Annotated in this window: 26 protein-coding genes; 15 read left to right on the forward strand and 11 right to left on the reverse strand. The window is 62.2% G+C overall.

The features are described from left to right. Genes trbE through G3A50_RS03955 form a run of 8 tightly spaced genes read left to right on the forward strand, consistent with a single transcriptional unit; the run spans position 1 to position 7,822 of the window. Entirely contained in the window at positions 1-2,439 is a 2,439-nt protein-coding gene (trbE, locus tag G3A50_RS03920) for a conjugal transfer protein TrbE (RefSeq protein WP_163074038.1), read from the forward strand. Continuing rightward, complete coding sequence (gene trbJ / locus G3A50_RS03925) at positions 2,436-3,188, forward strand: P-type conjugative transfer protein TrbJ (protein ID WP_163074039.1); 753 nt, start codon at positions 2,436-2,438, stop codon at positions 3,186-3,188. Before trbE ends, trbJ begins: the two co-directional genes overlap by 4 nt. 11 nt (positions 3,189-3,199) lie before the next feature. After that, on the forward strand, positions 3,200-3,469 hold the full coding sequence (gene trbK-alt, locus G3A50_RS03930) for a putative entry exclusion protein TrbK-alt (protein WP_163074040.1): 270 nt from the start codon (positions 3,200-3,202) through the stop codon (positions 3,467-3,469). 1 nt (position 3,470) lies between these two features. Continuing rightward, entirely contained in the window at positions 3,471-4,697 is a 1,227-nt protein-coding gene (gene trbL, locus G3A50_RS03935; RefSeq protein ID WP_163077271.1) for a P-type conjugative transfer protein TrbL, read from the forward strand. After that, a complete protein-coding gene (gene trbF, locus G3A50_RS03940) occupies positions 4,694-5,383 on the forward strand; it encodes a conjugal transfer protein TrbF (protein WP_163074041.1) in 690 nt (229 codons plus the stop codon). The genes trbL and trbF overlap by 4 nt, the downstream gene beginning before the upstream one ends. Beyond that, on the forward strand, positions 5,380-6,363 hold the full coding sequence (gene trbG / locus G3A50_RS03945) for a P-type conjugative transfer protein TrbG (RefSeq protein ID WP_163074042.1): 984 nt from the start codon (positions 5,380-5,382) through the stop codon (positions 6,361-6,363). Before trbF ends, trbG begins: the two co-directional genes overlap by 4 nt. Then, a complete protein-coding gene (locus tag G3A50_RS03950) occupies positions 6,360-7,541 on the forward strand; it encodes a TraB/TrbI/VirB10 family type IV secretion system protein (protein WP_163074043.1) in 1,182 nt (393 codons plus the stop codon). The genes trbG and G3A50_RS03950 overlap by 4 nt, the downstream gene beginning before the upstream one ends. Positions 7,542-7,543: 2 nt before the next feature. Further along, positions 7,544-7,822, forward strand: a complete 279-nt coding sequence (locus tag G3A50_RS03955; RefSeq protein ID WP_163074044.1) for a DUF2274 domain-containing protein — start codon at positions 7,544-7,546, stop codon at positions 7,820-7,822. Here the strand turns inward: G3A50_RS03955 and G3A50_RS03960 are convergent. The 4 genes from G3A50_RS03960 to G3A50_RS03975 all read right to left on the reverse strand — a co-directional run bounded on the left by G3A50_RS03960 (position 7,776) and on the right by G3A50_RS03975 (position 11,296). After that, on the reverse strand, positions 7,776-8,843 hold the full coding sequence (locus tag G3A50_RS03960) for a LysR family transcriptional regulator (RefSeq protein ID WP_246252106.1): 1,068 nt from the start codon (positions 8,841-8,843) through the stop codon (positions 7,776-7,778). The genes G3A50_RS03955 and G3A50_RS03960 overlap by 47 nt on opposite strands. A gap of 961 nt (positions 8,844-9,804) precedes the next feature. Further along, complete coding sequence (locus tag G3A50_RS03965) at positions 9,805-9,996, reverse strand: hypothetical protein (protein ID WP_163074045.1); 192 nt, start codon at positions 9,994-9,996, stop codon at positions 9,805-9,807. Between the two features lie 51 nt (positions 9,997-10,047). Next, positions 10,048-10,443: a hypothetical protein gene (locus G3A50_RS03970; RefSeq protein ID WP_163074046.1), complete on the reverse strand. Its 396-nt coding sequence runs from the start codon at positions 10,441-10,443 to the stop codon at positions 10,048-10,050. Positions 10,444-10,504: 61 nt separating this feature from the next. Further along, complete coding sequence (locus G3A50_RS03975; RefSeq protein WP_163074047.1) at positions 10,505-11,296, reverse strand: sterol desaturase family protein; 792 nt, start codon at positions 11,294-11,296, stop codon at positions 10,505-10,507. 217 nt (positions 11,297-11,513) lie between these two features. Here G3A50_RS03975 and G3A50_RS03980 point away from each other — a divergent pair, with 217 nt between their 5' ends. After that, positions 11,514-12,623 (forward strand): Zn-dependent alcohol dehydrogenase, encoded by a 1,110-nt coding sequence (locus G3A50_RS03980; RefSeq protein ID WP_163074048.1) that lies wholly within the window; start codon positions 11,514-11,516, stop codon positions 12,621-12,623. A gap of 10 nt (positions 12,624-12,633) precedes the next feature. Here the strand turns inward: G3A50_RS03980 and G3A50_RS03985 are convergent, their stop codons facing one another. Further along, positions 12,634-12,993, reverse strand: a complete 360-nt coding sequence (locus tag G3A50_RS03985) for an antibiotic biosynthesis monooxygenase family protein (protein ID WP_163074049.1) — start codon at positions 12,991-12,993, stop codon at positions 12,634-12,636. A gap of 225 nt (positions 12,994-13,218) precedes the next feature. Between G3A50_RS03985 and G3A50_RS03990 the strand changes: the two genes are divergently transcribed. The 5 genes from G3A50_RS03990 to G3A50_RS04010 are packed head-to-tail and all read left to right on the forward strand — an operon-like array spanning position 13,219 to position 18,040. Then, the gene (locus G3A50_RS03990) at positions 13,219-14,568 is read left to right on the forward strand and encodes an ABC transporter substrate-binding protein (protein WP_246252108.1); all 1,350 of its coding nucleotides are present in this window, start codon (positions 13,219-13,221) and stop codon (positions 14,566-14,568) included. A gap of 30 nt (positions 14,569-14,598) precedes the next feature. After that, entirely contained in the window at positions 14,599-15,462 is an 864-nt protein-coding gene (locus G3A50_RS03995) for a branched-chain amino acid ABC transporter permease (protein WP_246252110.1), read from the forward strand. Then, complete coding sequence (locus G3A50_RS04000; RefSeq protein WP_163074051.1) at positions 15,459-16,475, forward strand: branched-chain amino acid ABC transporter permease; 1,017 nt, start codon at positions 15,459-15,461, stop codon at positions 16,473-16,475. The genes G3A50_RS03995 and G3A50_RS04000 overlap by 4 nt, the downstream gene beginning before the upstream one ends. 3 nt (positions 16,476-16,478) lie before the next feature. Next, complete coding sequence (locus tag G3A50_RS04005; protein ID WP_163074052.1) at positions 16,479-17,315, forward strand: ABC transporter ATP-binding protein; 837 nt, start codon at positions 16,479-16,481, stop codon at positions 17,313-17,315. Further along, positions 17,309-18,040 (forward strand): ABC transporter ATP-binding protein, encoded by a 732-nt coding sequence (locus G3A50_RS04010; RefSeq protein ID WP_163074053.1) that lies wholly within the window; start codon positions 17,309-17,311, stop codon positions 18,038-18,040. Before G3A50_RS04005 ends, G3A50_RS04010 begins: the two co-directional genes overlap by 7 nt. Before the next feature lie 26 nt (positions 18,041-18,066). On the opposite strand, the gene G3A50_RS04015 is transcribed toward G3A50_RS04010, so the two are convergent. The 6 genes from G3A50_RS04015 to G3A50_RS04040 form a co-directional block, all read right to left on the reverse strand. After that, entirely contained in the window at positions 18,067-18,801 is a 735-nt protein-coding gene (locus G3A50_RS04015; RefSeq protein WP_163074054.1) for a GntR family transcriptional regulator, read from the reverse strand. Positions 18,802-18,886: 85 nt separating this feature from the next. After that, positions 18,887-19,657, reverse strand: coding sequence for an alpha/beta fold hydrolase (locus G3A50_RS04020; protein WP_163074055.1), 771 nt, complete (start codon positions 19,655-19,657; stop codon positions 18,887-18,889). Between the two features lie 5 nt (positions 19,658-19,662). Next, complete coding sequence (locus G3A50_RS04025) at positions 19,663-19,959, reverse strand: DUF6166 domain-containing protein (RefSeq protein ID WP_163074056.1); 297 nt, start codon at positions 19,957-19,959, stop codon at positions 19,663-19,665. Positions 19,960-20,125: 166 nt separating this feature from the next. Continuing rightward, positions 20,126-21,640 (reverse strand): tripartite tricarboxylate transporter permease, encoded by a 1,515-nt coding sequence (locus G3A50_RS04030; protein ID WP_163074057.1) that lies wholly within the window; start codon positions 21,638-21,640, stop codon positions 20,126-20,128. An 11-nt stretch (positions 21,641-21,651) separates the two neighbouring features. Then, a complete protein-coding gene (locus G3A50_RS04035) occupies positions 21,652-22,149 on the reverse strand; it encodes a tripartite tricarboxylate transporter TctB family protein (RefSeq protein WP_163074058.1) in 498 nt (165 codons plus the stop codon). Positions 22,150-22,212: 63 nt separating this feature from the next. Then, positions 22,213-23,196 (reverse strand): Bug family tripartite tricarboxylate transporter substrate binding protein, encoded by a 984-nt coding sequence (locus G3A50_RS04040; protein ID WP_163074059.1) that lies wholly within the window; start codon positions 23,194-23,196, stop codon positions 22,213-22,215. 285 nt (positions 23,197-23,481) lie between these two features. Between G3A50_RS04040 and mdcA the strand changes: the two genes are divergently transcribed. Beyond that, on the forward strand, positions 23,482-25,140 hold the full coding sequence (gene mdcA / locus G3A50_RS04045; protein WP_163074060.1) for a malonate decarboxylase subunit alpha: 1,659 nt from the start codon (positions 23,482-23,484) through the stop codon (positions 25,138-25,140). Positions 25,141-25,145: the final 5 nt, after the last annotated feature.

Raw genomic sequence — 25,145 nt, forward strand, 5'->3', positions numbered from 1 at the left:
ATGATGAACCTCGCCGAGTATCGTAGCCGTAACCGCCGCCTTGCCGATTTCCTGCCCTGGGCGGCACTGGTCGCGCCGGGCATCGTGCTGAACAAGGACGGCTCGTTTCAGCGCACGGCACGTTTTCGTGGGCCGGACCTCGACAGCGCCGTGCCCGCTGAGCTCGTCGCGGTTGCCGGGCGGCTGAACAACGCCTTCCGCCGCCTCGGCTCGGGATGGGCGATCTTTGTGGAGGCGCAGCGCCTTGCCGCGTCAACCTATCCGGCAAGCACCTTCCCCGATGCCGCTTCCGCTTTGGTTGATGCCGAACGGAGGGCCGATTTCGAACAGGCCGCCAGCCATTTCGAGTCGAGCTACTTCCTGACCTTCACTTATCTGCCGCCCGCCGAGGACGCGGCGCGAACGGAAGGCTGGCTTTATGAAGGACGGGACAAGGCGGGTCTCGATCCTCATGAGACGTTGCGAGGCTTTGCCGATCGAACCGATCGGCTCCTCAACCTCATCGACGCCTTCATGCCGGAATGCCGCTGGCTCGATGATGGCGAGACGCTGACATACCTGCATAGCTGTGTTTCGACGCACCGGCATCATGTTCGTCTGCCGGAAACGCCGATCTATCTTGATGCTCTGCTGACAGATCAGCCGCTCACCGGCGGGCTGGAGCCGCGCCTCGGCGATCAGCATCTGCGGGTCCTGACCATCACCGGCTTTCCCACGGAGACGACGCCGGGCCTGCTCGATGAGCTCAACCGCCTGGCCTTGCCCTATCGCTGGTCCACCCGGGCGATCCTGCTCGACAAGACAGACGCGGTCCGGCTGCTCACCAAGATCCGCCGCCAGTGGTTCGCCAAGCGCAAATCCATCGCCGCCATCCTGAAGGAGGTGATGACCAACGAGGCCTCCGTCCTCGTGGACAACGATGCCGCGAACAAGGCTGAAGATGCCGACCTCGCGCTGCAGGAGCTCGGGGCGGATCATGCCGGCATCGCCTATGTCACTGCGACGGTGACTGTGTGGGATGCCGATCCCCGCATCGCCGACGAGAAACTGCGGCGGGTCGAGAAGGTCATCCAGGGCCGCGATTTCACGGCGATGACCGAGACCATCAATGCCGTCGACGCCTGGCTCGGATCGTTGCCGGGCCATGTGTACGCCAATGTCCGTCAGCCGCCGATCTCGACGCTCAATCTCGCCCACATAATCCCGCTCTCGGCTGTATGGGCCGGCGAGAGCCGCGACGCGCATTTCGACGCGCCGCCGCTGCTGGTCGGCAAGACCGAAGGCTCCACCCCCTTTCGGTTCTGCCTCCATGTGGGCGATGTCGGCCACACCCTCGTGGTGGGCCCCACCGGCGCAGGCAAGTCAGTGCTGCTGGCGCTGATGGCGCTGCAGTTCCGGCGCTACCCGAGAGCCCAGGTCTTCGCCTTCGACTTTGGCGGCTCGATCCGAGCTGCGGCTCTCGCAATGGGCGGCGACTGGCACGATCTTGGCGGCGGCCTCAGCGAGGGGAGCGCGGAGACTGTGGTGCTTCAGCCGCTTGCCCCCATCGATGAAGCCGCCGAGCGCGCATGGACCGCCGAATGGCTCACTGCCATCCTCACCCGCGAAGGCATTTCCATCATGCCCCAGGTGAAGGAGCACATCTGGACGGCGCTGACGTCGCTCGCCTCGGCGCCGGTCGAGGAACGCACCCTCACCGGCCTCTGCGTCCTGCTTCAGTCCAACGACCTGAAGCAGGCATTGCGTCCCTATTGCCTCGGCGGCGCATGGGGCCGGTTGCTGGATGCCGAGAGCGAGCATCTGGGTTCGGCCACCGTCCAGGCTTTCGAGACCGAGGGGTTAATCGGGACGGAGGCCGCGCCCGCCGTGCTGGCCTATCTGTTCCACCGGATCGAGGACCGACTCGATGGATCACCGACCCTCATCATCATCGATGAAGGCTGGCTGGCGCTGGACGACGAGGGCTTCGCCGGCCAGCTCCGGGAATGGCTGAAGACCCTGCGCAAGAAGAACGCCAGCGTCATCTTCGCCACACAGTCGCTCTCCGACATCGATGGCTCGGCGATCGCGCCCGCAATCATCGAGAGCTGCCCAACCCGGCTCCTGCTTCCCAATGAGCGGGCCATCGAGCCGCAGATCACCGCGATCTATCGCCGGTTCGGCCTCAACAACCGCCAGATCGAGATCCTCGCGCGGGCCATGCCGAAGCGCGACTATTACTGCCAGTCGCGGCGCGGCAACCGGCTGTTCGAGCTTGGTCTGTCGGACGTGGCGCTGGCGCTGTGCTCCGCGTCCTCCAAGACCGACCAGCAGGCCATCGGCAAGATCTTTGCCGATCATGGCCGCCACGGCTTCCTGGACGCCTGGCTGCGTCATCGTGGTCTCGGCTGGGCCGCCGACCTCATTCCCAACCTTACCAATTTGGAGGCGCAGCCATGACGCTGTCCCGTCCACGCGCGCTCACCGTCGCCGTCGCGCTGCTATCCGTGCCGCTCAGCCTGTCACCCGCGCTGTGCCCCCCTGCGCAGGCCGTCACGGTCTATGACCCGTGGAACTACGCCCAGAACATGATGTCGGCCGCCCGCGCGCTGGAGCAGATCAACAACCAGATCACCTCGCTGCAGAACGAAGCGCAGATGCTGATCAACCAGGCCCGCAATCTCGCCAGCCTGCCGTACTCCTCGCTGCAGCAGATCCAGCAATCGGTGCAGCGCACCCAGCAGCTTCTGGGACAGGCGCAGAGCATCGCCTTCGATGTCGGCCAGATCGACCAGGCCTTCCAGCAGCGCTATGGCACTATCCCGCTCTCGACCTCAGATGCCGATCTCGTCTCTGGTGCGCGCTCGCGCTGGCAGACCACGGTCGGGGGGCTGCAGGATGCGCTGCGGGTGCAGGCCGGCGTCGTCGGCAATGTCGATGCCAACAAGGCCGAGATGGCGACGCTTGTCGGCCAGAGCCAGGGCGCCACGGGCGCCCTTCAGGCCACGCAGGCCGGCAACCAATTGCTCGCCCTGCAATCGCAGCAGCTCTCCGACCTGATCGCGGTGATGTCCGCCAATGGGCGCGCCGCGGTGCTATCCGAAGCGGAACGCGCGACCGCCGCCGAGCAGGGCCGCGAGCAGCGCCGGCGCTTTCTCACTCCGGGCGCCGGCTATCAAGCCGGCACTGCCCGCATGTTCAGCAACTGAGGGAGGCCGACATGGACGGAGCCATGCTGGCACGGCTGGGCGCGGTGATCTTTGCGGCCATCGCCGCCACGGCGGCGGTGCTGGAGATGAGCCGGGAGGAGAAGGTGCTGGAGCCCTCACCCATTCGGACGGTCGAGGCCGAGCGCGACCCTCTGCGCGACGCGCAGCGGCGGTGCCAGCAGCTCGGAGAGGCGGCCGCGCAGGACGCCGCGTGCCTGAATGTCTGGGCGCAGACGCGGGACCGGTTCTTCGGGCGTCCCGCGCCGAATGAAGGGCGCTAAGATGGGCGGCACCGGGGTCATCGACAATTTCCTGGGGGTTTTCACCTCCTATATCGACAGCGGCTTCGGCCTGCTCGGCGGCGAGGTCGCCTTCGTCGCCACCACGCTCATCGTCATCGATGTGACTCTGGCGGCGCTATTCTGGTCGTGGGGCGCTGATGACGACATCATCGCCCGGCTCATCAAGAAGACGCTGTTTATCGGGGTCTTCGCCTACATCATCGGCAACTGGAACAATCTCGCCCGCATCGTCTTCGAGAGTTTTGCGGGGCTCGGCCTCAAGGGCTCGGGCACAGGTTTTACCGTTGATGACCTAATGCGTCCGGGCAAGGTGGCGCAGACCGGTCTCGATGCAGCCCGGCCGCTGCTCGACTCGATCTCTGACCTGATGGGCTGGGTCGCCTTCTTCGAGAACTTCATCCAGATCGCCTGCCTGCTGTTTGCCTGGGCCTTGGTGCTGCTCTCCTTCTTTATTCTCGCTATCCAGCTCTTCGTCACCCTGATCGAGTTCAAGCTGACGACGCTCGCCGGCTTCGTGCTGATCCCCTTCGGCCTGTTCGGCAAGACCGCCTTCATGGCCGAACGGGTGCTCGGCAATGTCGTCTCCTCCGGCATCAAGGTCATGGTCCTCGCGGTCATCATCGGCATTGGCTCAACTTTGTTCGGCCAGTTCACCGCGGGGTTTGGGGGACAGACGCCAACCATCGACGACGCCATGGCCATCGTGCTGGCGGCGCTTTCCCTGCTCGGCCTCGGCATCTTCGGCCCCGGCATCGCCGCCGGCCTTGTCGCCGGCGGGCCGCAGCTGAGCGCGGGGGCCGCCGTTGGCACCGGCCTCGCCGCCGGTGGCGCCATCTTGGCCGCCGGCGGGGCTGGCGGTCTGGCCGTCCGGAGCAGCGGGGCCGCGCTCTCGGCGACCGCGGCCGCGGCGCGGGGTGGTGCGACAGCCTATAGCCTCGGTTCCACCGGCCAATCCGGCATGGCGAGTGTCGCCTCGGGACTGGGTGGCGTCGCGCGGGCCGCAGGCTCCGCCGCCGTGTCACCGCTCGCGAACGCAGTTAGCGGTACGGCATCGTCTTCATCTGGCGACGCGCCCGACTGGGCGAGGCGCATGAAGCGCGGGCAGTCCCTTCGTCACGGCATCTCCGCCGCCGCCCATGCTGTGCGCTCCGGTGACAGCCATGCTGGCGGCTCCTCCGTCTCCCTTAGCGAGAGCGACCGCTCATGAGCATCTTCAAGCGACCCGCGACCCATTACGGCACCTCGCCCGAGCCCGTCACGCCCTATCAGAAGGCCGCCCAGGTGTGGGACGAGCGCATCGGCTCGGCCCGTGTGCAGGCGAAGAACTGGCGGCTGATGGCGCTTGGGAGCCTGTTCCTCTCAGGCAGCTTTGCATCCGCGCTGATCTGGCAATCGACAAAGGGCACGGTCGTGCCCTGGGTAGTCGAGGTCGATCGCCTCGGTCAGACCCAGGCCGTAGGGCCCGCAACGGGAAACTATCGCCCAACCGATCCGCAGATCGCCTGGCATCTCGCCCGTTTCATCGAGCAGGTGCGCAGCCTGCCGGCCGATCCCGTGATCGTGCGGCAGAACTGGCTCAGGGCCTATGAGTTCACCACCGACCGGGGCGCCGCCGCGCTCAACGATTATGCCCGCGCCAACGATCCTTTCACCCGGGTGGGCAAGCAGCAGATCGCGGTTGAGGTCTCCAGCGTGATCCGCGCCTCGCCGGATTCCTTCCGCCTCGCCTGGGTCGAGCGGCGCTATGAGAACGGCCAGCTCGCCGCCACCGAGCGCTGGAGCGCGATCCTGACACTGGTGATCCAGCCGCCCCGCGATGCCGAGCGCCTGCGCACCAACCCGCTCGGCATCTATGTGAACGCCTTCAGCTGGTCGCGGGAGATGAGCCAGTGAAAACGTCTTTCCGCAAATCCGTATCTCCGGCTTTCCAACGATCCGCCTTTGCGGTTTTCCTGCTCTCGGCCACCGCTCTCGGTGGCTGCGCCTCGGCGCCGAAGCCGCCGCAGATCAGCTATGACAGTGAGGTGCCGGCCCTGCCATTGGTGCCCGCGGTCGTCACGGATGAGCGTCCGCGCCCGCTCCACACGCCGCCCGCCTGGACGCCGGCCAAGGGCGGCACGGACGCCAAAACGCCCGTCGCCCGTGTGGAGAATGCCAATGCCGCCGCGCGGGTCGAGCCGCGCCGCGAGGGCTATTACAACGCCATCCAGATCTATCCGTGGAGCGAGGGTGCGCTCTATCAGGTCTATGCAGCACCCGGCCAGATCACCAATATTGCGCTGGAGCCGGGCGAGAGCCTGACCGGCGCCGGCCCCATCGCGGCGGGCGACACCGCCCGCTGGATCATCGGCGACACCGAGAGCGGCGAAGGGGTAAACCGGCGCGTGCATGTGTTGGTGAAGCCGACGCGGGCGGACATCGCCACTAACCTTGTCATCACCACCGACCGACGCAGCTACATGATCGAGCTGCGCGCTGGCGAGAAGCCCTACATGCCGGCCGTCGCCTGGACCTATCCGCAGGTTCCGGGAGCGCAGCGCCCCAGTGCCCCATTGACGCCGATCATCCCGAGCTTCGCGGTCCGCAACTACCGTTATGCGCTCACCGGCGACACGCCGCCCTGGCGACCGATGGCCGTCTATGACGACGGGCGCAAGGTCTATGTCGAGTTCCCGCGCGGGGTCATTCAGGGCGAGATGCCGCCGCTCTTCGTCATCGGCGCCGATGGCGAAGCGCAGATCGTCAACAGCCGCATCCACCAGAACATCCTGATCGTCGACCGGCTGTTCGCTGCGGCCGAGCTGCGCCTTGGTGGCGGCGAGCGTCCGCAGAAGGTGCGGATCGAGCGCACCGACGGGAGGCCGGCATCATGAGCAACCCCGACAATCATGACGTTGAGGCCGATCTCGCCGCTCCTAGCACCGATCACGCCGCGGCGATGCGGCTACGTCCCAAGCCGCCCCGCGTCACGCGTCTCTCGCGCAAGGTCCTCGCCGGCGCCGGTCTGGTCGTCAGCCTCGGCATTGGTGGCGCACTGATCTATGCGCTGCAGGGTCGCGACAAAGGCGCGGGCGGTGAGGAACTCTATTCCACGCAGAACCGCTCCACCGCCGATGGCCTTGCCGGCCTGCCGCGGGATTACACCGGGCCGATCCTGGGTCCGCCCCTGCCGGGCGATCTCGGCCGGCCGATCCTTGATGCACAGAACCGCGGCCAGCCTGTCGTGCCGCCGACAGTGACGGCGCCACAGGTCGATCCCGAGCAGCAGAGGCGTCTCGCGGAACAGGAAGCCGCGCGGACCAGCCGCGTATTCTTCCAGGCTGCGCAGGCTCGCGGGACTGCGCCGTCATCGGCGAGTGCGTCCGGCCACAGTGGCCTTGACGCGGTCGGGCCGGGTGGCACGCCCTCGACACAGGACCGCCAGCTTGCCTTCCTCAATGCCGCTGTGGATCGGCGCGTGGTCGCATCCGATCGCGTCATGGCGCCGGCATCGCCGTATGTGCTGCAAGCCGGCGCCGTCATCCCGGCCGCGCTCATCACCGGCATCCGCTCCGACTTGCCCGGCCAGATCACCGCGCAGGTCACCGAGAACGTCTATGACAGCCCAACCGGCCGAATTCTGATCATCCCGCAGGGCACGCGGCTGCTCGGCCAGTACGACAATGGCGTCGGCTTCGGTCAGCGCCGCATCCTGCTGGTCTGGAACCGGCTGATCTTCCCCAATGGCCGCTCCATTGTGCTCGAGCGCCAGCCCGGCACGGATGCGCAGGGTTATGCCGGCCTTGAGGACGGCGTCGACATGCACTGGTGGGATCTCGCCAAGGCGGTCGGCCTCTCGACACTGCTCTCCGTCAGCGCCGAACTCGCTATGGATGACGAGGACGAACTGATCCAGGCGCTCCAAAGCGGGGCTCAGGACACCATCAACGATGCCGGCCAGGAGATCATCCGCCGCCAGTTGCAGGTCGCACCGACCCTGACCATCCGGCCCGGTTTCCCGGTGCGGGTCATGGTCACCCGTGACCTCGTGCTCGAACCCTACAGGTACTGACCATGGCGAAGCTGAAACTCGGACCCATCGCTAACGATAAGCCGGTGAAGGTGGCGCTCTCGCTACCCGGCGCACTGCACCGCGATCTTGTCGCCTATGCCGAGGTGCTCGCGCGAGACACCGGCGAGCCTGTCCCGGATCCCGTGAAGCTTATCGTGCCCATGCTGGAGCGCTTCATCGCCACCGATCGCGAATTCGCCAGGGCGCGCCGCGAGGCTGGCAGCGCAGCAAGCATCAGCGCGTCGCTACCCGCTCACGCGCCATCGTCCGTGTCAGGCTGAGCAAGGTACGCACCGCCGGATTGTCGTTTTTCGGCGAATAGATCACCGAGAACGGAACCTCCTCGCCGGCGAGCGGACGATACACCACCTCCGGCAGGCTAATCACCGTCTCCGACTGCAGCACTGGGACGATCCCGCGCCCGGTGGCGACGAGACCAAGAAGGCTGTAGCGGGCAAGCTGCTGCGTGCTGATACGCGGGGAGATGTCGAGTTCCCGGAACTTCCGTTCAAGGAAGCCGCGCACCTCATTGCCCGAACCTTGGTTACGCACAAGGAAAGTCTCATCGACGAGATCGTGCCAGGAGAGCGCCGCTCTCTGGGCCAGCCGGTGCAGGCGCGGCAAGGCGAAGAACAAAGGTTCGGTCCAAAGAGGGACCGCATCACAGTCCGCCCAGCCCTGCAGACCGAGGATAAAGGCGGCATCGAGATCGAACCGCCTTATCGCGGCCGCATGGCTCTCCACTGGGGCTTCCACGAAATCGATATGCACGCCGGAATAGCGCTGATCGTACCTGTGGAACAGGTCGGCCAGAAAGCCGGAGGCCAGCTTCGAGAAAAGTCCGATCCTCAGGTGTCCTTCTTCCGCACGGCCGAACGCTGCGGCTTCTTCGCCAGCTTCGCGAATCTGCTCCAGCGCCTGGCGTGTCCGGCTGAGATACCTTTGCCCCGCCAAAGTCAGGTTAACGCCGCTCGAGTGCCGGATGAACAGCGATACGCCGATCTCGTCTTCCAGATCGCGCACGCTGCGGCTAATCGAGGATTCCTTGACCTCAAGTGCCACGCCCGCCTTGCGGAAGCTTCCGTGCTCGGCGGCGGCCACGAAATAGCGCAGATGGCGTAATTCGATTGAGGTGGGTAGCGGCGCAGCCATCCGGGCTCCGGCGTGGTGAATTAGCTCCTGGTTAATGATACCCAAAGTTGAGGCGAGGTCGAGAGTTGCAGACGTCTCGGCTTCCACGCGGCTGAGACGCTCTGCCGGTTCCGTGATGCCGGATTTTTTCCCGCCAACGGCGATTTCCACTCCATAGTACGCAACTGTGACGTTGGCCCGCAGAGACGAGCGGCCAAGGTAGTAAGCTAGCGCGCTTCGTACGTTTTCAGGGTGCTCCGGGACGGTACGGAGCACAAAAGAAAAGCGCAGAGAAGTGAGCCCCAGGTGCACACAAATTGCACACGCACACCCATCAAATCATTGAAAAATAAAGACAATATCCGCTATCCATCATAGGGGCGACGGAGAAGCGATGTGATTGATAAATAAACATTTTTACCTTATCAATCGGGAACCAAGCCTACGCTTCGTGTACATATTTCTCCGCTTTCGCAAGACCCTTCTCGCCACGTTTGATGCCAGAGTGCACACCGAATGGCGACTTCGACCAAGTTCACCGGCGTTTCACTGCGCGTCGAGATCCCTCGCAAGGGACGCCACCTGAGCAAAACCCTTCTGCACCGCCACGACACGCGTCGACAAAGTAGTGCGACTGGAACCGGCATTCATCGTGGCAACACACTGCATCCGTCCTGAATTGCCCACTTCGCCACCTTCAGTGAGCTGACCGTTCTTCATATCGCTGACCTAGCCGGTGCGGGCAAGGCTCCGTGCCGCTGGAAAGCAGCAATGCTCGCTAGGCTGACATGAAGCTCAGCAAGCTGAACATGCCGGATCTCGGCCGGATGCGGCTCATCGAGTTTGACGTTAATCATGTCGGCGAGGGTTAAGTCCTCGTCAAATTTGGCATCAACGCCGGCATTGTATACTGGCCGCCTCTGATTACGGGATCCGGTTTCTGTGCAGTGCATTGCTGATCAGGGTGGCGTCGCCACTGCAAATGGCAACGCTCTGCGAGCCCGCACAGGTCCGAACGTCTCTCTTCTACCATCTTTACGTTATTACAACCTGCATTCCGGCAAAAATCGCCTCGGTAGGGCCAAGGCGATTTTCTTTGATTACGTATTCAACAACATAGATTCTCCGATCATCAGCGTGTGCGCTTTTCGGTTTCCTTACGTGTCACTTCTGGGAACATCCACATAGCCACGACCATGAAGACTCCGAGGAACAGAACCGCGTACTTCGGGCCGATCTGACCGAGATGTGCTTGCAGGACATAGCCCGCAGCCGCGACAAGTATGACGATGAGCGATATGGTTACTTTCACAATTGTCGGCATTGGCGGCTCCTGTTTTTGGGCTGCGGCGTCGGTCGCACATGGGGCGCTCCGTCAGCTAATGGGGGCAAGCAGGTTGCCGCCGACCTGACACAGCGCGGCGATGGCGACGACCTGCAAGACAAGCAAGGTAGCGAGAACGCCGCGTCCGTCCCGCCAGCGCTCCGGCCATATCTCGAACGAGGCTGGGGCAAAAAGAATGGCCAGTCCCGTGATTACGATGACGCTTGATATGCGTAGCTCGACATAGCCGTAGGCAAGCGTCAGCGCGGCCAAGATCGCCATCAGCCCGACATTGAAGATTGCCAGCGCTGCGTTGGAGGACCTGCCCCGCTCCCGCGCAACATTGAGCGGGAACGAGCCCGACAAGGCGAGGAAGCCAATGCAGCACAGCGTCGAGAACAGGGTGAACCAAAGCAGGGAGATGATATTGGGCTCTATGGCACTCATCACGGGATTCCTTGAAGCTGGGAGGCCGGCGGCGAGGCGAAGTCCGCCGTTTCGTGCCTCTTCATTCAGCCGGCTGCTGCGCCATTGAGGATTGCGGCTTGGGAGTGCGCGAGGTCTTGCGCATGTCCTGCTTCACGTAGCGGGTGTCGTACCCGTTGAAGAGATGACCAAGCAGGCCCCGATTGAGATCCGACGTGCCGAACAGCCAGTCCATCACCGGAAAGGTGAGGTTCATGTTGCGCTCCATCATGATCGACTGATTGTGATGGGCCGCATGGTGGCGACGAATGGTGTTGATAAACGGCACGTTGCGCACGAACCAGTTCTCGTCGATGTGCGTGCAGAAATGCATGAACTCGTAGAGCAGATAGACAGACGTCGTGGTGATGATGAACAGCCACGCCACGTTGGCCGAGACCAGATAGGACAACACGACGGCGCCGGGGATCGACATCAGCGTGAAGGTCACCAGCGCATATGGAGGGAAGAAAGTGACGCGCCAGTCGTGATGGTCGGCAAAACGCATCTCTTCTTCGGTGAAGAACTGGTGATGCATCAGCGTGTGGCGATTATAGACCGCGCGCAGCAGCGGAATGCGTGAGGGGCGATGCATCACATAGCGATGCAGCGCCCATTCGAAGAAATTGCAGAACAAAAACACGGTGGGAACGACCAGCCACTCCCACCACTGAACTGAATTCAGGTTTGAGATGTACACATAGAGAGCTGTGAAGCCGATCGTATAAATGACGGCGATATGCAGCCACCCATTGTACCAGCCAGCCACGCGCTCCCGATACGTGGAGCGATATTTCCTCTGCCGTTCGGTCATGGGACTGACGGTTAGTTCCATGTCTTCCTCCTTCGTCGGGCGGTTATCTCGGGCCGGCGCGCGGGCCGCGCATTTGCCCTATTGATAGAATGCATCTAACATATCAGCGTTACATTAGTTGGCAAGCGCCTTAATGCCCCAGCCCGCGCCGGAGGCATCGAATTGCCGATTGATGTCCCGTTAATATGTCAATCACGGTCGCCGGCCACCCAGCCGCCGGCGTCCCAGGGAGCATTCAATGAGTTTGAGTTACAGGGCGGCGGTTCTTCATGGCGTGCAGCAGCCATTGTCGATCGAGACGGTAACCGCTGAGCCGCTGCGTCCTAACGACGTGCTGGTGCGGATCAAGGCCGCGGGCCTGTGCCACACGGACCTCGAGGTCATCGAGGGTGGATTGCGTTTTCCCATGCCGATCGTGCTGGGGCACGAGGCAGCCGGTATCGTTGAGCAGGTCGGCCAGCAGGCGCGCGGCGTGAAGGTAGGAGACCATGTCGTGCTGTCATGGAATCCGCATTGTGGCGGCTGCTTCTATTGCGACCGCACCTTGCCGATCCTCTGCGAGGCCTATCTCGAACAGGGATCGAAGGCGATGCCGTTCCACGGCGGGCCAAGTGCGCGGCTGACGGACGGCCGGCCATTGCGGCAGATGATGTTTCTTGGGGCGTTTGGAGAATACTGCATCGTGTCGGACCAGCAGGCGATCCCGGTCCCACACGAGATTCCCTTCGACCGCGCCTGCCTGATCGGATGCGGGATAATGACCGGGGCCGGCGCTGCGATGAATGTTGCTTCGATCAAGCGGAGCGACACCGTGATGGTGATCGGCTGCGGCGCGGTTGGGCTCGCCGCAGTGCAGGGTGCACGGCTTGCGGGCGCGGAGCACATCATCGCCGTCGACCTAAATGACGACAAGCTCTCCCTCGCCGCCGCTCTGGGTGCCACCACGCTGGTCAACGCGGCCGAGGAGGATGCGGCGCAGGTCGCGCGGGACGCCACCAAAGGACGCGGAGCCGATGTCGTGCTGGAATCCGCTGGCAGCCTCCCAGCGTTCCGCGTCAGCACCGAGGCCGTGCGGCCGGGCGGCGAAGTAATCTGGCTCGGCAAGATCGACATAGAGAATGATGTGACGTTCCGCTGGGGTTCGCTGATGGGCGAGAAGCGGATCCGACGCTCCTCTTATGGTGGAGCGCGGCCGGGCCGAGACTTTCCAATGCTGGCCAAGGCCTATCTCGACGGACGTCTCAAGCTGGATGAGCTGATCTCCCGCCGCATGGCACTCGATGACATCAATGAGGGCTTCAGCGCGCTCAAGCGCGGCGAGACCATTCGTAGCGTCATTATGTTCTAAACGTCGTCTTCTAGGCCGGCAGCGCGCGATGATGCGCCTGCCGGCTGTCGCCAGGCGCCTCGTCGCGCCTTGTCAGACCGTAGTCGCGATCCACCGACGCGACGCGCAGACGGTAGTCGCGGAAAACTCCAGCGCGACCTTTCTCTTGCGCGAGTCGATGATTGGGAAGATTACGCCATTGCTGGACCGCGTCCTCGTCGCGCCAGAACGATAGTGACAGCATCTTTTCGGGTTCATTGAGGCTCTGGAAGCGCTCGATGGAAATGAACCCATCAACCAGCACCAATTCGGAGCGCAACTCGGCGGCGATGTCGAGATAGCGCTGCCGTTCCCCCTCCGATGGCCACACCTCAAAAATGACAGCGATCATCACAGTGGCTCCCTCTATAGCGACAAGCGCGCCGCCGACCATATGGAAATCAGATCAGCTCGACGATGGATATGTCAATCACATGGCAGATTGAAAATCCAATCGACGCCTAACCATGCGTGACACAAGCGAAAGAGATGTCCCTGAAAAGGTTATAATTTTCAATAAGTTATGAAGTTTTCTCATATTTAAACAACCGCGAATTGATCTAAATCAAGATTTTGCTTGCAGACATTCAGTCTGCATATTTATGATATGTCAGACCTAGGACGAGCGTTAGACTCGCAGGGAGGAAATCTGATGAACATAAGCCGCCGCACATTGATGCGGGGGATCGGTGCTGCCGGTCTCGCCGCTTCCGCTCCTGGCATCTTCTCGCCAGCCATCGCACAGTCCACGCCAGTGCGTGTAGGCATTCTGGCGCCGCGTTCGGGCGCTATGGGCACCATCGGCGAATGCGGGATACGTGCCGTCCAATGGGCTGCCGAGCGCATGAACAAGGATGGCGGCATAGGCGGGCGTCCTATCGAGCTGGTGATCGAGGAAGAGACTTCACCGAAGGACACCATCGAGCGCTTCCGTCGCCTCGTTCTGCAGGAAAAAGTCGACGTCGTACAGGGCCTCATTTCCACCGGCGTGAGCATGGGCGTCGCTCCGGTCGCCGAGGAGGAAGGTGCACTGCTCATTATGTGGGATGGCACCACACAGGACGGCGTGAAGGAGGCGATGCCGAACGCACGTTACGTATTCCGCTCGACCGACAATGAGTGCGAAGCGGTGATGTCCTCTCTGCTCGCCGTGAAGTACTTCCCCGGCAAGATCACTCGCATCGCCGGAATCAACCCTGACTACTCGTACGGCCGCAATAATTGGGAGGCCTTCCGCCAGATCCTGAAACGAGCCGGCGTCGAGGCCGAGATGGTAGCCGAGCAGTGGCCGAAGGTCGGGACCATGGACCTCACCTCACATGTCGCTGCATTGAAGGCGGCCAAGCCCGACTTCATCTTCTCCTCGATGCTGTTCGCGGACCTGCCCGTATTCATGAAGCAGGGCAGCGCTGCCGGACTTTTCGAGGGCGTCAATCTCGCCCTGCCTGCTGCTGGCTGGCAGATCAATCAGCTCAAGAAGAGCTTTATGCCCGAGAACATCGTATTCGGGCACAACACGCTCTATTTCGCGCTGCCGACAGCCTCTCCGCTGCAGAAAGCCTTCGTCGACGACTATATGGGCCGTTTCAAGGAAGCCCCGAACTGGGAGGCCGACCGCGCATATTTCGCTCTCGCCGCCTACAAGGCCGGTGTAGAGGCGGCGCAGAAGGCGACCGGCCGTTGGCCGAAGCTTGACGAGGTGATCGACGCGATACCGAAGCAGGAAATCCAGAGCCTCGGAGGCCCAGCCCGATTCCGTGTCGACAAGATCGCAGAACAGACCTTTTACCAAGGCCTGTCGACCAACGATAACTCGTTCGACTTCCCGACGCTCAAGACCGTCGATTCCTTCACCGCCGATCAGCTGCAGAAGCCGCCCGGTATGGACTTCTGGGAGTGGCTGAAGACGTCGAAGCTGCCAGTTTAAAGGGCGACGGTCATGAATGTCTTCGTCGACATGATGCTCGGCGGCGTATTCCACGCCGCCGTCCTGTTTCTCGTCGCTGCCGGACTTCAATTGGTGTTCGGTGTCCAGAAAATCGTGAACCTTGCCTGCGGCTCGTTCTATGCCCTTGGTGCATATTTCGCGATCACGTCGGTTTCCATCGCCACATCACTGGGCCTGCCGGGTGTGGCGTTCCTGCCGGTGCTATTGCTCGCGGGCCTCGCTATCGGCCTGGTCGGCCTGCCGGTCGAACGGCTGCTGCGCACGGTGTACCGGCGCGACGAAAGCCATCAGCTATTGCTGACCTTCGGCCTGCTGTTGGTGTTCCAGGATGTGCTCCGTTTCTTCTGGGGAGCCACACCACGCACGCTGGACAACGCCTATCTCGCCTATGGAACGGCGGAAGTTCTCGGCGTACGTGTGCCGACCTATAATTTGCTGGTGATCGCCGCCAGCATTGCGATTGCGGTAACGCTCGGCCTGTTCCTGCAGCGCACGCGCACCGGGCGCATTATTCGCGCCACCGCCGAAAACCGCGAAATGTCCGAAGGGCTGGGGGTGAACTCCAACCGGGTATTCGCCGCCGTCTTCACGGTCGGCTGCATGCTTGGCACGGTCGGCGGCGCGCTGGTGGTGCCGGCGTCGGCGGCGTCACTTGAAATGGCGGTGGAACTCGTAGTCGAGGCGTTCGCGGTCGTCGTTATTGGCGGACTCGGTTCGATGCGCGGGGCGATAGCTGGCGCGTTGATCGTCGGCCTTATTCGCGCGGTGGCAATCATGGTGCTGCCGGAAGCGGAAATCCTGTCGATCTACCTGGTCGTCATTCTGGCGCTGATCCTGCGTCCAGCCGGCCTGTTCGGAAAGGCTGTGGCATGAGCGCACCCCATATTGTTGAGAGCGCCGCGGTACCCGCCGCCGCTCCCCCCGCCACCTGGAATTCCGGCCTTTGGGCGTTCCTTGTGATCCTTGTCGCGATGGCAGGGTTGCCGTTCTTTGCATCCACCTACACCCTGACGCTGATGGTACCGTTCTTCGGGCTCGCGATCGCGCTGCTCGGGTTCAATCTGCTGTTTGGCTATACCGGCCTACTGTCGTTCGGCCACGCCATGTTCCTCGGCATTGGCGCCTATACGGCGGCGGTGATGACTTCGAAGCTCGGCATCTTGTCGTTCGAGTTGATCTTGCTCGCATCGATCGCCGCCGCGACTATTGTTGCGATCCCAGTTGGCTTCCTATGCGTGCGCTATACCCGCATCTTCTTCGGCATGCTGACTTTGGCCTTTGGCATGCTGTTCCATTCGATTCTGTACAAATTCTACGGTCTCACGGGCGGCGACCAGGGCATGCGCGTGCTGCGCCCGCTGTTGTTCGGCATGGAAGGGGAAGGTGGAAAGACAGCTTTCCTCACCGGGCCCTTCTATTATTACGCGCTCGGATTGCTCGCGGTATTGGGCCTGGTCATGTGGCGCATCGTGCAGTCGCCATTCGGGCTCCATCTGCAGGCGATCCGCGAGAATGCGCAGAAGGCCTCCTATCTAGGCGTGCGTGTCACACGGATGCGCCTCGCCGCCTTCGTCATCTCCGGCATTTATGGCGGCATCGGCGGGGCTATCCTGGCTATCACTGTCGGCCTTGCCGATCCCGAGATCGTCTATTGGACCCAGTCCGGAAATCTCGTCTTTATGGCAGTTCTGGGCGGCTCGGGGGCATTTGCCGGTCCAGTGGTGGGCAGTCTTGCCTTCGTGATGCTGCAGGATGCGGTGATGTCGCAAACCCAATACTGGCGCTTCGTCATGGGCAGTGTGCTTATCATCCTGGTCATCTTCTTTCCCGGCGGTCTGTCCGGCATCGCCTCCACTGTCCTTAGTCGCTTCAAGCGGGGGAGCTGAATCATGTCCGCACTTCTCGCAGCGCAATCCGTCTGCAAGAGCTACGGCGCCTTCCATGCGCTGAAAAATGTCTCGCTCTCCATCGCCGATGGCGAGTTCATCTCCATCGTAGGCCCAAATGGTGCCGGCAAGAGCACGCTGGTGAATGTGCTGACCGGCCTGCTCAAACCGACCTCCGGGCGGGTCGAGTTTCACGGCACCGACATTGGCGGCATTGGCCCGGTCGAACTTGCCCGGCGCGGCATGGCGCGGGGCTTCCAACTGGTGAACATCTTTCCCGCGCTGACGGTGCGGGAAACACTGGCGGTGGCGGCCGCCTCGCGACTGAAGCGCATCGGCAACCCGTTCCGTAGTCTCGGTCGGGACCGTGAGATCAATCAAGCGGTGGCGGAGATCGCGGATATCTTCAATCTGCGCCATCGCCTCGACCAGCAGGCATCGGCTCTCTCGCAGGGTGAGAAGAAGCTGCTGGATGTCGCCAGCGCCTTCGCCCTGAAGCCGGAGCTCATTCTGATCGACGAACCGACATCGGGTGTCTCCACGGGTGACAAGCACGCCATCATGGAACTGCTGATCGCGGCCTGTCGAAAGGCCGGGGTGCGCGCCATCATCCAGGTCGAGCACGACATGGATCTCGTCGCCCGCTACTCCGACCGCATCATCGCCTTGCAAGCGGGAGCGGTACTCGCCGACGAAAAGCCGGAAGCTTTCTTCAAGGATCCGGCCCTCATCGCAGCGGTGGTGGGTACACGCCCCCCGCAGATGAAGGCCAAGTCACCCGGCGAGGCTACTGCCTTCTCCGCCCAGACCGCCCCGATCAATGGGAGTGTCGCATGCTGAAGATCTCCGGTCTCAAGGTCGATATTGGCGGCAGCCGTGTCCTCAATGGTCTGGACCTTACCGTAGGGCCCGGCGAACTGGTCTGCCTGATCGGGCGCAACGGCGCCGGCAAGACGACCACCTTTCGCTCGATCATGGGCTATCGTCAGCCGGTGGCCGGCTCGATCAGTTTCAAGGGGCAGGAACTCGTCGGCCTGCAGACCTACAAGATCGCGCAACTCGGCATTGGTTATTCACCTGAGGAATCCGACGTCTATGCCGATCTGAGTGTCGCCGAGAACATCGCCTTGCCGACGTGGACTCGCCCGTCGACGCTTTCCGAAGAGGCCCGCGTCGAACGTTCGTTGAACGTGTTTCCCAAGCTGCGGCAGTATCTGACGCGCGGTGGAGCGCAGCTTTCGGGCGGCGAGCGCAAGATGGTATCGGTTGCGCGAGCGCTGGCTCTTGATCCGAGCCTGCTGCTACTCGACGAGCCGTTCGAGGGGCTGTCGCCGGCGATCATCCCGATTATATCGGAGGGCGTGGCCTCGATCCGAGCCATGGGCGAGGCTGTGCTAATGGCGGAATCAAACGTCCACCATGTGCCGGAATATGTCGATCGGCTTTATGTGCTTGAACGCGGCGAGATGATTTTCACCGGCACGCTGGAGCAAGCGCGCCGCGACCGGGCCGTAATGCGCGTCATCGCCGGCGAGATCGACGTTGGCGAGATCGCCCATGCCTGACGGCATCTTCCCACCGGAGTCGATGATCAGTCGTCGAGAGTCTTGCGGGCGAAGGACTCGATGTAGTCGATCAACCTGTCGGACGCTGCGGCGGCACGCTTGCCATCGCGCTGTGCGATAGCCGCGGCCAGATCGGAGTGCAGGTTTGCGGCCAGCGGCAGATCCGCGACGCGCTTGTAGTGCTGGTACCAGAACCGGCGAGACAGCGCGTGCATGAGCCCCATGGAGCGGCTCGCAAATTCATTGCGCGAGGCCTCCGAGATCATGAGGTTAAGCTTGCGGTCCAGACGCATGAACTCAATGCCGTCGGAGCGCTGTGCCGCCTCACGCATGCCTTCGGCAACCTTGGCGAAGATTTCGCACTCCTCGTCGCTGGCGCGCTCGGCTGCCAGTTCCGCCATCAGCCGCTCCAGCACACGTCGGGTCTCGAGCAATCGAAGCTGGGTGCGCAGGTTGATCTCGGAAACCAGTACGCCGCGACGCGGCAATACAACGACCAGCCCGTCGCGGGCGAGGCGCTGCAAGGCTTCGCGAATGGGTGTCCGACCGATATTAAGCCGCTGCGCCAGGGTGAGTTCGGACAGAACTGTGCCAGGCGGGAGCTGGAGAGTCGAAATCAGTTCCTCCAACAGGCGATACGCACGGTCCGTCAGGGTGACGTCCTCGATCTCCGCCACCTTCTCGGCACGCCGGGACTTGGTGCCAGGCGGCGACTTCTTTGCTGACGTTGCGGTCGCGCGCTTGGTGCCGATTGGGGGCATGGTAACTCCAGGCGGGAGAATGGTGGCCGACAAGATCCATCGGAAGCGTGTGATTCATGAAAGCATAACTGAGATATCACTGATTCTAAGTAAAGATATCTGCTTGCACAGCGGCATAAAAACGCAGGATCGTATCGACCAGACGCTGCGGATCGTCGGCCATGAGATTATGCCCACTCCCCGGCCAAATTTCCAATGCAGCTCCCGGAATGGCTGAAGCGATGCGCCGGCTGTGTTCCAATGGACACTGATCGTCGAGATCACCATGCAGCACGAGGGTCGGCAGCGAGATATTAGGAAGTACAGGGCGCAGATCCGCCGCGCGCACCGAGGCCCAGGCGCCCGCCACGGCCGATGGCGAGGCATAGGACGCGAGGGCCAGCCGCTCCGCCCGTTCGCGGGCTTCCGCCGCCAATCCTGTGAGAGTGTCGGAATGAAACCATACTGCCTCGTCGCCCACATGAGACGTCCCACTCGCCAGCACGAGGCCATCGAGCCCAAGCTCCCCGTAGCGGGCGAGATAAGCAAGCGAGACAAGTACGCCCATGCTCCATCCGACAAGCGTCACGGGCTTGGGAGCCATCTGGACTATCGCACGCAGGTCGTCCGAAAACTCGTCGAGGCCATAGGCCGCAGGCAGGTCCGGCGCCAGGGAAGCTCCCCGCCCACGCAGGTTCGGCACGATGACCGACCGCTTGGTGCCGAGCTTATCAGTCAGGCGGTTAGCTACATCGCTCCAAGCCGATGCCGTACCCTGGATGCCATGCAAGAGAATGAATGACCCTCCTGCCGGGTCCGCACCGGGATTGGCATCGATCCATTCCAGCGCGCCGTCATGCGTAGCGACGAAAGCCATTGAACTCAGGCCGCACAAGCCGCCAGAGCGGCATCTATGTCGGCGCTGGTAAATTCCCATTCATTGCCGAAATTGGCGACTACGTCGCGCATGAATCGCTCATATCCCTGCAGGGCTGGAGTCGCCGAACCGAAATGGTCTACCAGAATGGCGAGCGCCAGCTGCGCCGGAGCGCTCCCCTCATAGCTCCACTCGAAGCCGTCCCGACTGATATCCTTGATGTCCGTACGATCAGGCAAAGGCCTGCCATCGACCGTAACCGCGACACCATCGATGGTCCTGTCTCCGCGATAAGTCTTCATGATGCTACCCATTTTTCGCCGACAGCTAACATATTAAATGTTCATCTAATGTCTGGCAACTGGTTTCGAAGGTGGCCTGTCCCGCATCAGCGCGCCATCAACGAGGTCGGACATTTGCTGGAAATACGGACGTCACCCGCTTACGGGGCGCCGCCGAATGCTGTCGTCATTCCCCGGCAGCAACGACCGGACGGCGCAGGAGCTTTCCGATCAGATCGCTAACAGGACTCCACAGCAGGAGCGCGAAGGCGATGATCATCAGCGAAGCAACAAGACCATTGTCCATGAACACGGACAGGTCGCCCGCCGATCCTATCAGCGCCTGACGGAAGGCATCCTCTGCGCGGTCGCCCAGCACCAAAGCCAACACCATGGGCGCGAGCGGATAGTCGAGCTTTTTGAAGGCGTACCCTACCGCGCCGAAGATCAGCATCAGCCAGATGTCGAAGCTGGAATTGGCAACGGTGAAGGCCCCGATTGCACAGACCATGAGGATGACCGGCGCGATCAACGCGAACGGTATGCGCATGATCGAAGCGAACAGCGGCACCGTGGCCAGAACCACAAACAGCCCCACAATGTTACCAAGATACATCGAGGCGATCAGGCCCCAGACGAAGTCCTTCTGCTCGACAAACAGCAGGGGGCCGGGCTGCAGGCCCCATATCATCAACCCACCCAACAGCACGGCCGCGGTCGCCGAACCCGGAATGCCCAGAGCGAGCATCGGAAGGAGAGCGGAAGTGCCGGCAGCATGGGCCGCCGTTTCAGGCGCAATGACGCCCTCGATCTCGCCGTTACCAAAATTCTTGCCTCTCTTGGAAAAGCGTTTGGCGAGACCGTACCCCATGAAGGAAGCCGCCACCGCGCCGCCCGGTGAGATGCCGAGCCAGATTCCGGCAAGGCACGATCGCACGAACGTCATGAAATAGAGCGGCATCTGCATCCAGGTACGGAAGACCACGATCGGATCTATGCGCGCCTTCTTCCCCTTGAACTCGAGGCCCTCTTCCAGCGTCAGGAGAATTTCCGACACGCCGAACATACCAATGACGACGACCAGGAAATCGAATCCGCTCATCAACTCGCCGACGCCAAAGGTCATCCGCATGTCGCCGGAGATGGTGTCGATGCCAACAGCGGCCAGCAGGAAGCCAAGCGACAATGACACGACGATCTTCGCCTTGTTCTCCTTTCCCATGCCAATGAAACTGCAAAAGGTGAGAAAGAACACCGCGAAGAACTCTGCAGGCCCAAAACGCAGCGCGAATTTCGCGACAAGCGGCGCGAGGAACGTGATCAGCACCACGCCGGCAATCGCTCCGACGAAGGAAGCGGTGAAGGCCGCGGTCAGTGCCTCGCCGGCACGCCCCTGCTGTGCCATCGGGTAGCCGTCGAAGGTGGTGGCGACAGACCACGGCTCGCCTGGAATGTTGAACAGCACAGCAGTGATGGCCCCGCCGAACAGCGCGCCCCAATAGATCGACGTGAGCAGGATGATTGCGCTCGTCGGATCCATGCCGAAGGTCAGTGGCAACAGAATCGCGACGCCGTTCGGTCCTCCCAAACCTGGGAGTACGCCGACGACGATGCCGAGCAATACGCCCAGGAACATGAATGCGATGTTGTGCCAGGTGAGTGCGACCTGAAAGCCCTCGAGAAGCAGGCTGATGTTTTCCATCTGATAGCTCCTCAGTAGCCGAGCATGATTTCGAGCGGCCCTTTAGGCAGCGGAACCTGGAACTGACGCTCGAAAGTCCAGAACGTCACCAACGGGATCATCACCGAGGCGGCAACGATTGCCCACCAGCGAAACTTGCCGAACACGGCCATGAAACCGCCGATAAAGATTGCCGAAGCGACATAAATGCCAAGGTAGCCAATGGCGAGAACATAGACGGTGAGCGGAAGAAAGACCTGTCCCACCTGGCGCAGCTGCGCCCAAGTAACCAGCACACGCTTTGACGCTCGCAGTCCCTGATAGAAAACGGCCATCGAGGCCGCGAGCAAAATCCACGCGACGCGCGCGGGAAAGAAGCCGCTCTGCGGCCCGCCACTCCAGCCGGCACCTCGCCGATAGCTGTCCCACAGAACACCAATGGAAATGGCGAAGAGAATAACGGCCACGGAGCACTCGGCCAGGCGGCGCGACAGCCCAGGCTCGATCTCATAGGGGTCGAAGGATGACATGCGGCACTCCTGACGGAATACGACGGCCGCCCCATGGGCAGGCCGCCGCGCTCGGTGAAGGGTTCAGTTCATCGACAGGAAGCCGGCCTTCGCCATAAGGTCCTTGTGCTTGGCCTCATCGGCGGTGAGGAAGTCGACATAGGCCTGACCGGAGCGGAAGTCGGGGAGCAGCGCGTTGCGCTCAAGATACTCCTTCCACTCCGGCGTTTCGGAGACCTTCTTCATCAGATCGACATAGTAAGCCTGCTGCTCCGGCGTGACGTTGCCGGGCATGAACAAGCCGCGCAGCATGTTGTAGGTGAAATTCAGTCCCTGCTCGCCGCAGGTCGGCACATCGTTCCACGACATGTCGGCGGTGATCTTGTTCTTGTAGTTCATGCGCTGGGGCGACAGTACACAGAGTGGCCGCGTGAGGCCTGCACGCCAATTGGCAACATCCTCTGACGGATTGTTGGTTTCCGCCGCGATGTGATTGCCGGCGAGCTGGGTCGAGGCCTCGCCGCCGCTCTTGTAGGGGATGTAGGAGATCGGCGTCTTCAGTTCGGAGAACACACCGAAGGAGATGAGTTCGTCCTCGCGCTTGGAGCCGCCGCCACCGATCTTGAGGGGCGGGCTCGCTGCCTTGGCCGCCGCCGCCAGGTCCGGGAGCGTCTTGTAGGGCGATTCATTGTTCACCCAGAGGGCGAACTCGTCCTGAGCGAGCATCGAGACGGGCGTGAAGTCGTGCCAGCTGACAGGCAACTTGGTCGCCAGCGGTGTCATGTAGATCGTGCTCGATGTGGTGAGCAGCTTGTGCGGGTCACCCAGAGACTTCTTGATGTCCATCATCGCTTCGCCGCCAGTCGCGGCAGGCTTGTTCACGACGATGAACGATTCCTTGGACAGGCCGTGCTTCTGGATAATGGCCTGGATCGTGCGGGCCATCTGATCGGACGCGCCACCAGGCCCGAACGGGACGATGATCTCCACGGATTTGGTCGGCTCCCACGCGGACGCAGCGAAGGTCGAGAGCAGCAACGCTGCCCCCGCAAGGGTCAGTGTTTTCATGGTCGGCTCCTCCAAATTGGCGCGTGTTTCCGCACCTTGGAATCGTGGTAGTTCAAATTCTCATGATGTTCAACTAGTATATTTTGCATATGCTAGTTGCGGAGCAGTCGCGCCGCGCGCTACCATGCAGAAAATAACAGGAGCGCCACGCCAACATCACTTGGGCGCTTTCATATTTGTGACATACAAGAAGCATCTCAGGGAGACTTCCATGCCGGCTGGTTTTTCGAAGCTCGTTCGCCGCTGCGAATGCTGCAGCTACCCGCATCGCTGAATTGCCGTACGATGGATGCTTCGCTTCGCCCGCCTGGCGCGGGCTGGAATTTACTCGCCCGGAATTACGACGCCCGGATGCTGCGCGGCGGTACACTCGCCGATGGCAAGGTCGTCGCGCCGGAACGTGCCGCCGAGTTGCTGGAAGCGGTGATCGAGCCGCAGGACCGCATCTGTATTGAGGGCAACAACCAGAAGCACGCCGACTTCCTGGCAAAGGCCCTGGCCTCAGTCTCTCCAGCCCGCGTGCATGACCTGCATGTCGTGCAATCGAACATCGCACTGGCGGCTCATCTCGACATATTCGAGAGCGGCATCGCGCGGCGCCTCGACTTCTGTTACGCGGGCCCGCAGGGGCTACGACTTGCGCAACTCGTCGCCGACGGAAAGGTCCAGGTCGGAGCGATTCATACCTATCTGGAGCTCTACAGCCGCTATTTCACGGACCTGACCCCACGCGTCAGCCTTATCGCGGCGGAGGCAGCAGACCGAGATGGAAATCTCTACACGGGCCCTAACACCGAAGACACGCCGGCCATTGTCGAGGCGACGGCGTTCAAGTCCGGTGTCCTCATCGCCCAGGTCAATCGCATCGTTGACAAGCTGCCCCGCGTCGACGTGCCGGGGGATTGGGTGAGCTTTGTCGTAGAGGCGCCCACTCCTCATTATATCGAGCCGATCTTCACCCGCGATCCTGCCGCCATCACAGACATCCAGGTACTGATGGCGATGATGGTGGTCCGCGGTATCTATGAAAAATATGGCGTCTCCCGTCTTAATCACGGCATCGGCTTCGATACGGCGGCGGTGGAGCTGATCCTGCCTACCTATGCTGAAGAACTCGGCCTGCGCGGCAAGATCTGCCGTTATATGTCGGTGAACCCCTGCCCGACGCTCATACCCGCGATCGAGTCCGGGTTCGTCGAGACTATTCATTGCGCAGGCTCGGAGCTCGGCATGGAGCGCTATGTTGCCGAGCGCTCAGATGTGTTCTTTACCGGGCGCGACGGCTCGATGCGGTCCAACCGAATCTTTTGCCAACTTGCTGGCCACTATGCCGATCTCTTCATCGGCTCCACGTTGCAGGTCGACCTCGAGGGCAATTCATCAACCGCGACACTCGCCCGCATCACCGGCTTCGGCGGCGCCCCAAATTTCGGCTCGGAATCGCGCGGACGTCGTCATGGCAGCCCCGCCTGGCTTCAGGCCGGGCGCGAGGCCCATCGCGGCGGCATGCCGAGGGGTCGCAAGCTGGTGGTCCAGATGGTCGAGACCTTCCGCGAAGGGCTGTCATCGACCTTCGTCGAAAAGCTGGATGCCTGGGAATTGATGGACACCTTCAACATGCCGCTACCACCGGTAATGGTCTACGGTGACGACCTGACGCACATCGTCACTGAGGAAGGCATCGCCAACCTGCTTCTCTGTGACACGCTCGCGGAACGCGCGCAGGCAATCCGCGGTGTCGCCGGCTATACGGCCGTAGGCCGCGCCCGTGATCGTCACATGGTCGAGAAGCTGCGTGAACGTGGCGCGATCCTGTATCCGGAGGACATCGGGGTAGATAAGCGGCTCGCAAGCCGCGATCTGCTCGCCGCCCGTTCCATCAAAGATCTCGTTCGCTGGTCTGACGGGCTCTACGCACCGCCAGCGCGCTTTCGAAACTGGTAGGAGAC

This window comes from Ancylobacter pratisalsi, from assembly GCF_010669125.1.
Lineage (GTDB): Bacteria > Pseudomonadota > Alphaproteobacteria > Rhizobiales > Xanthobacteraceae > Ancylobacter > Ancylobacter pratisalsi.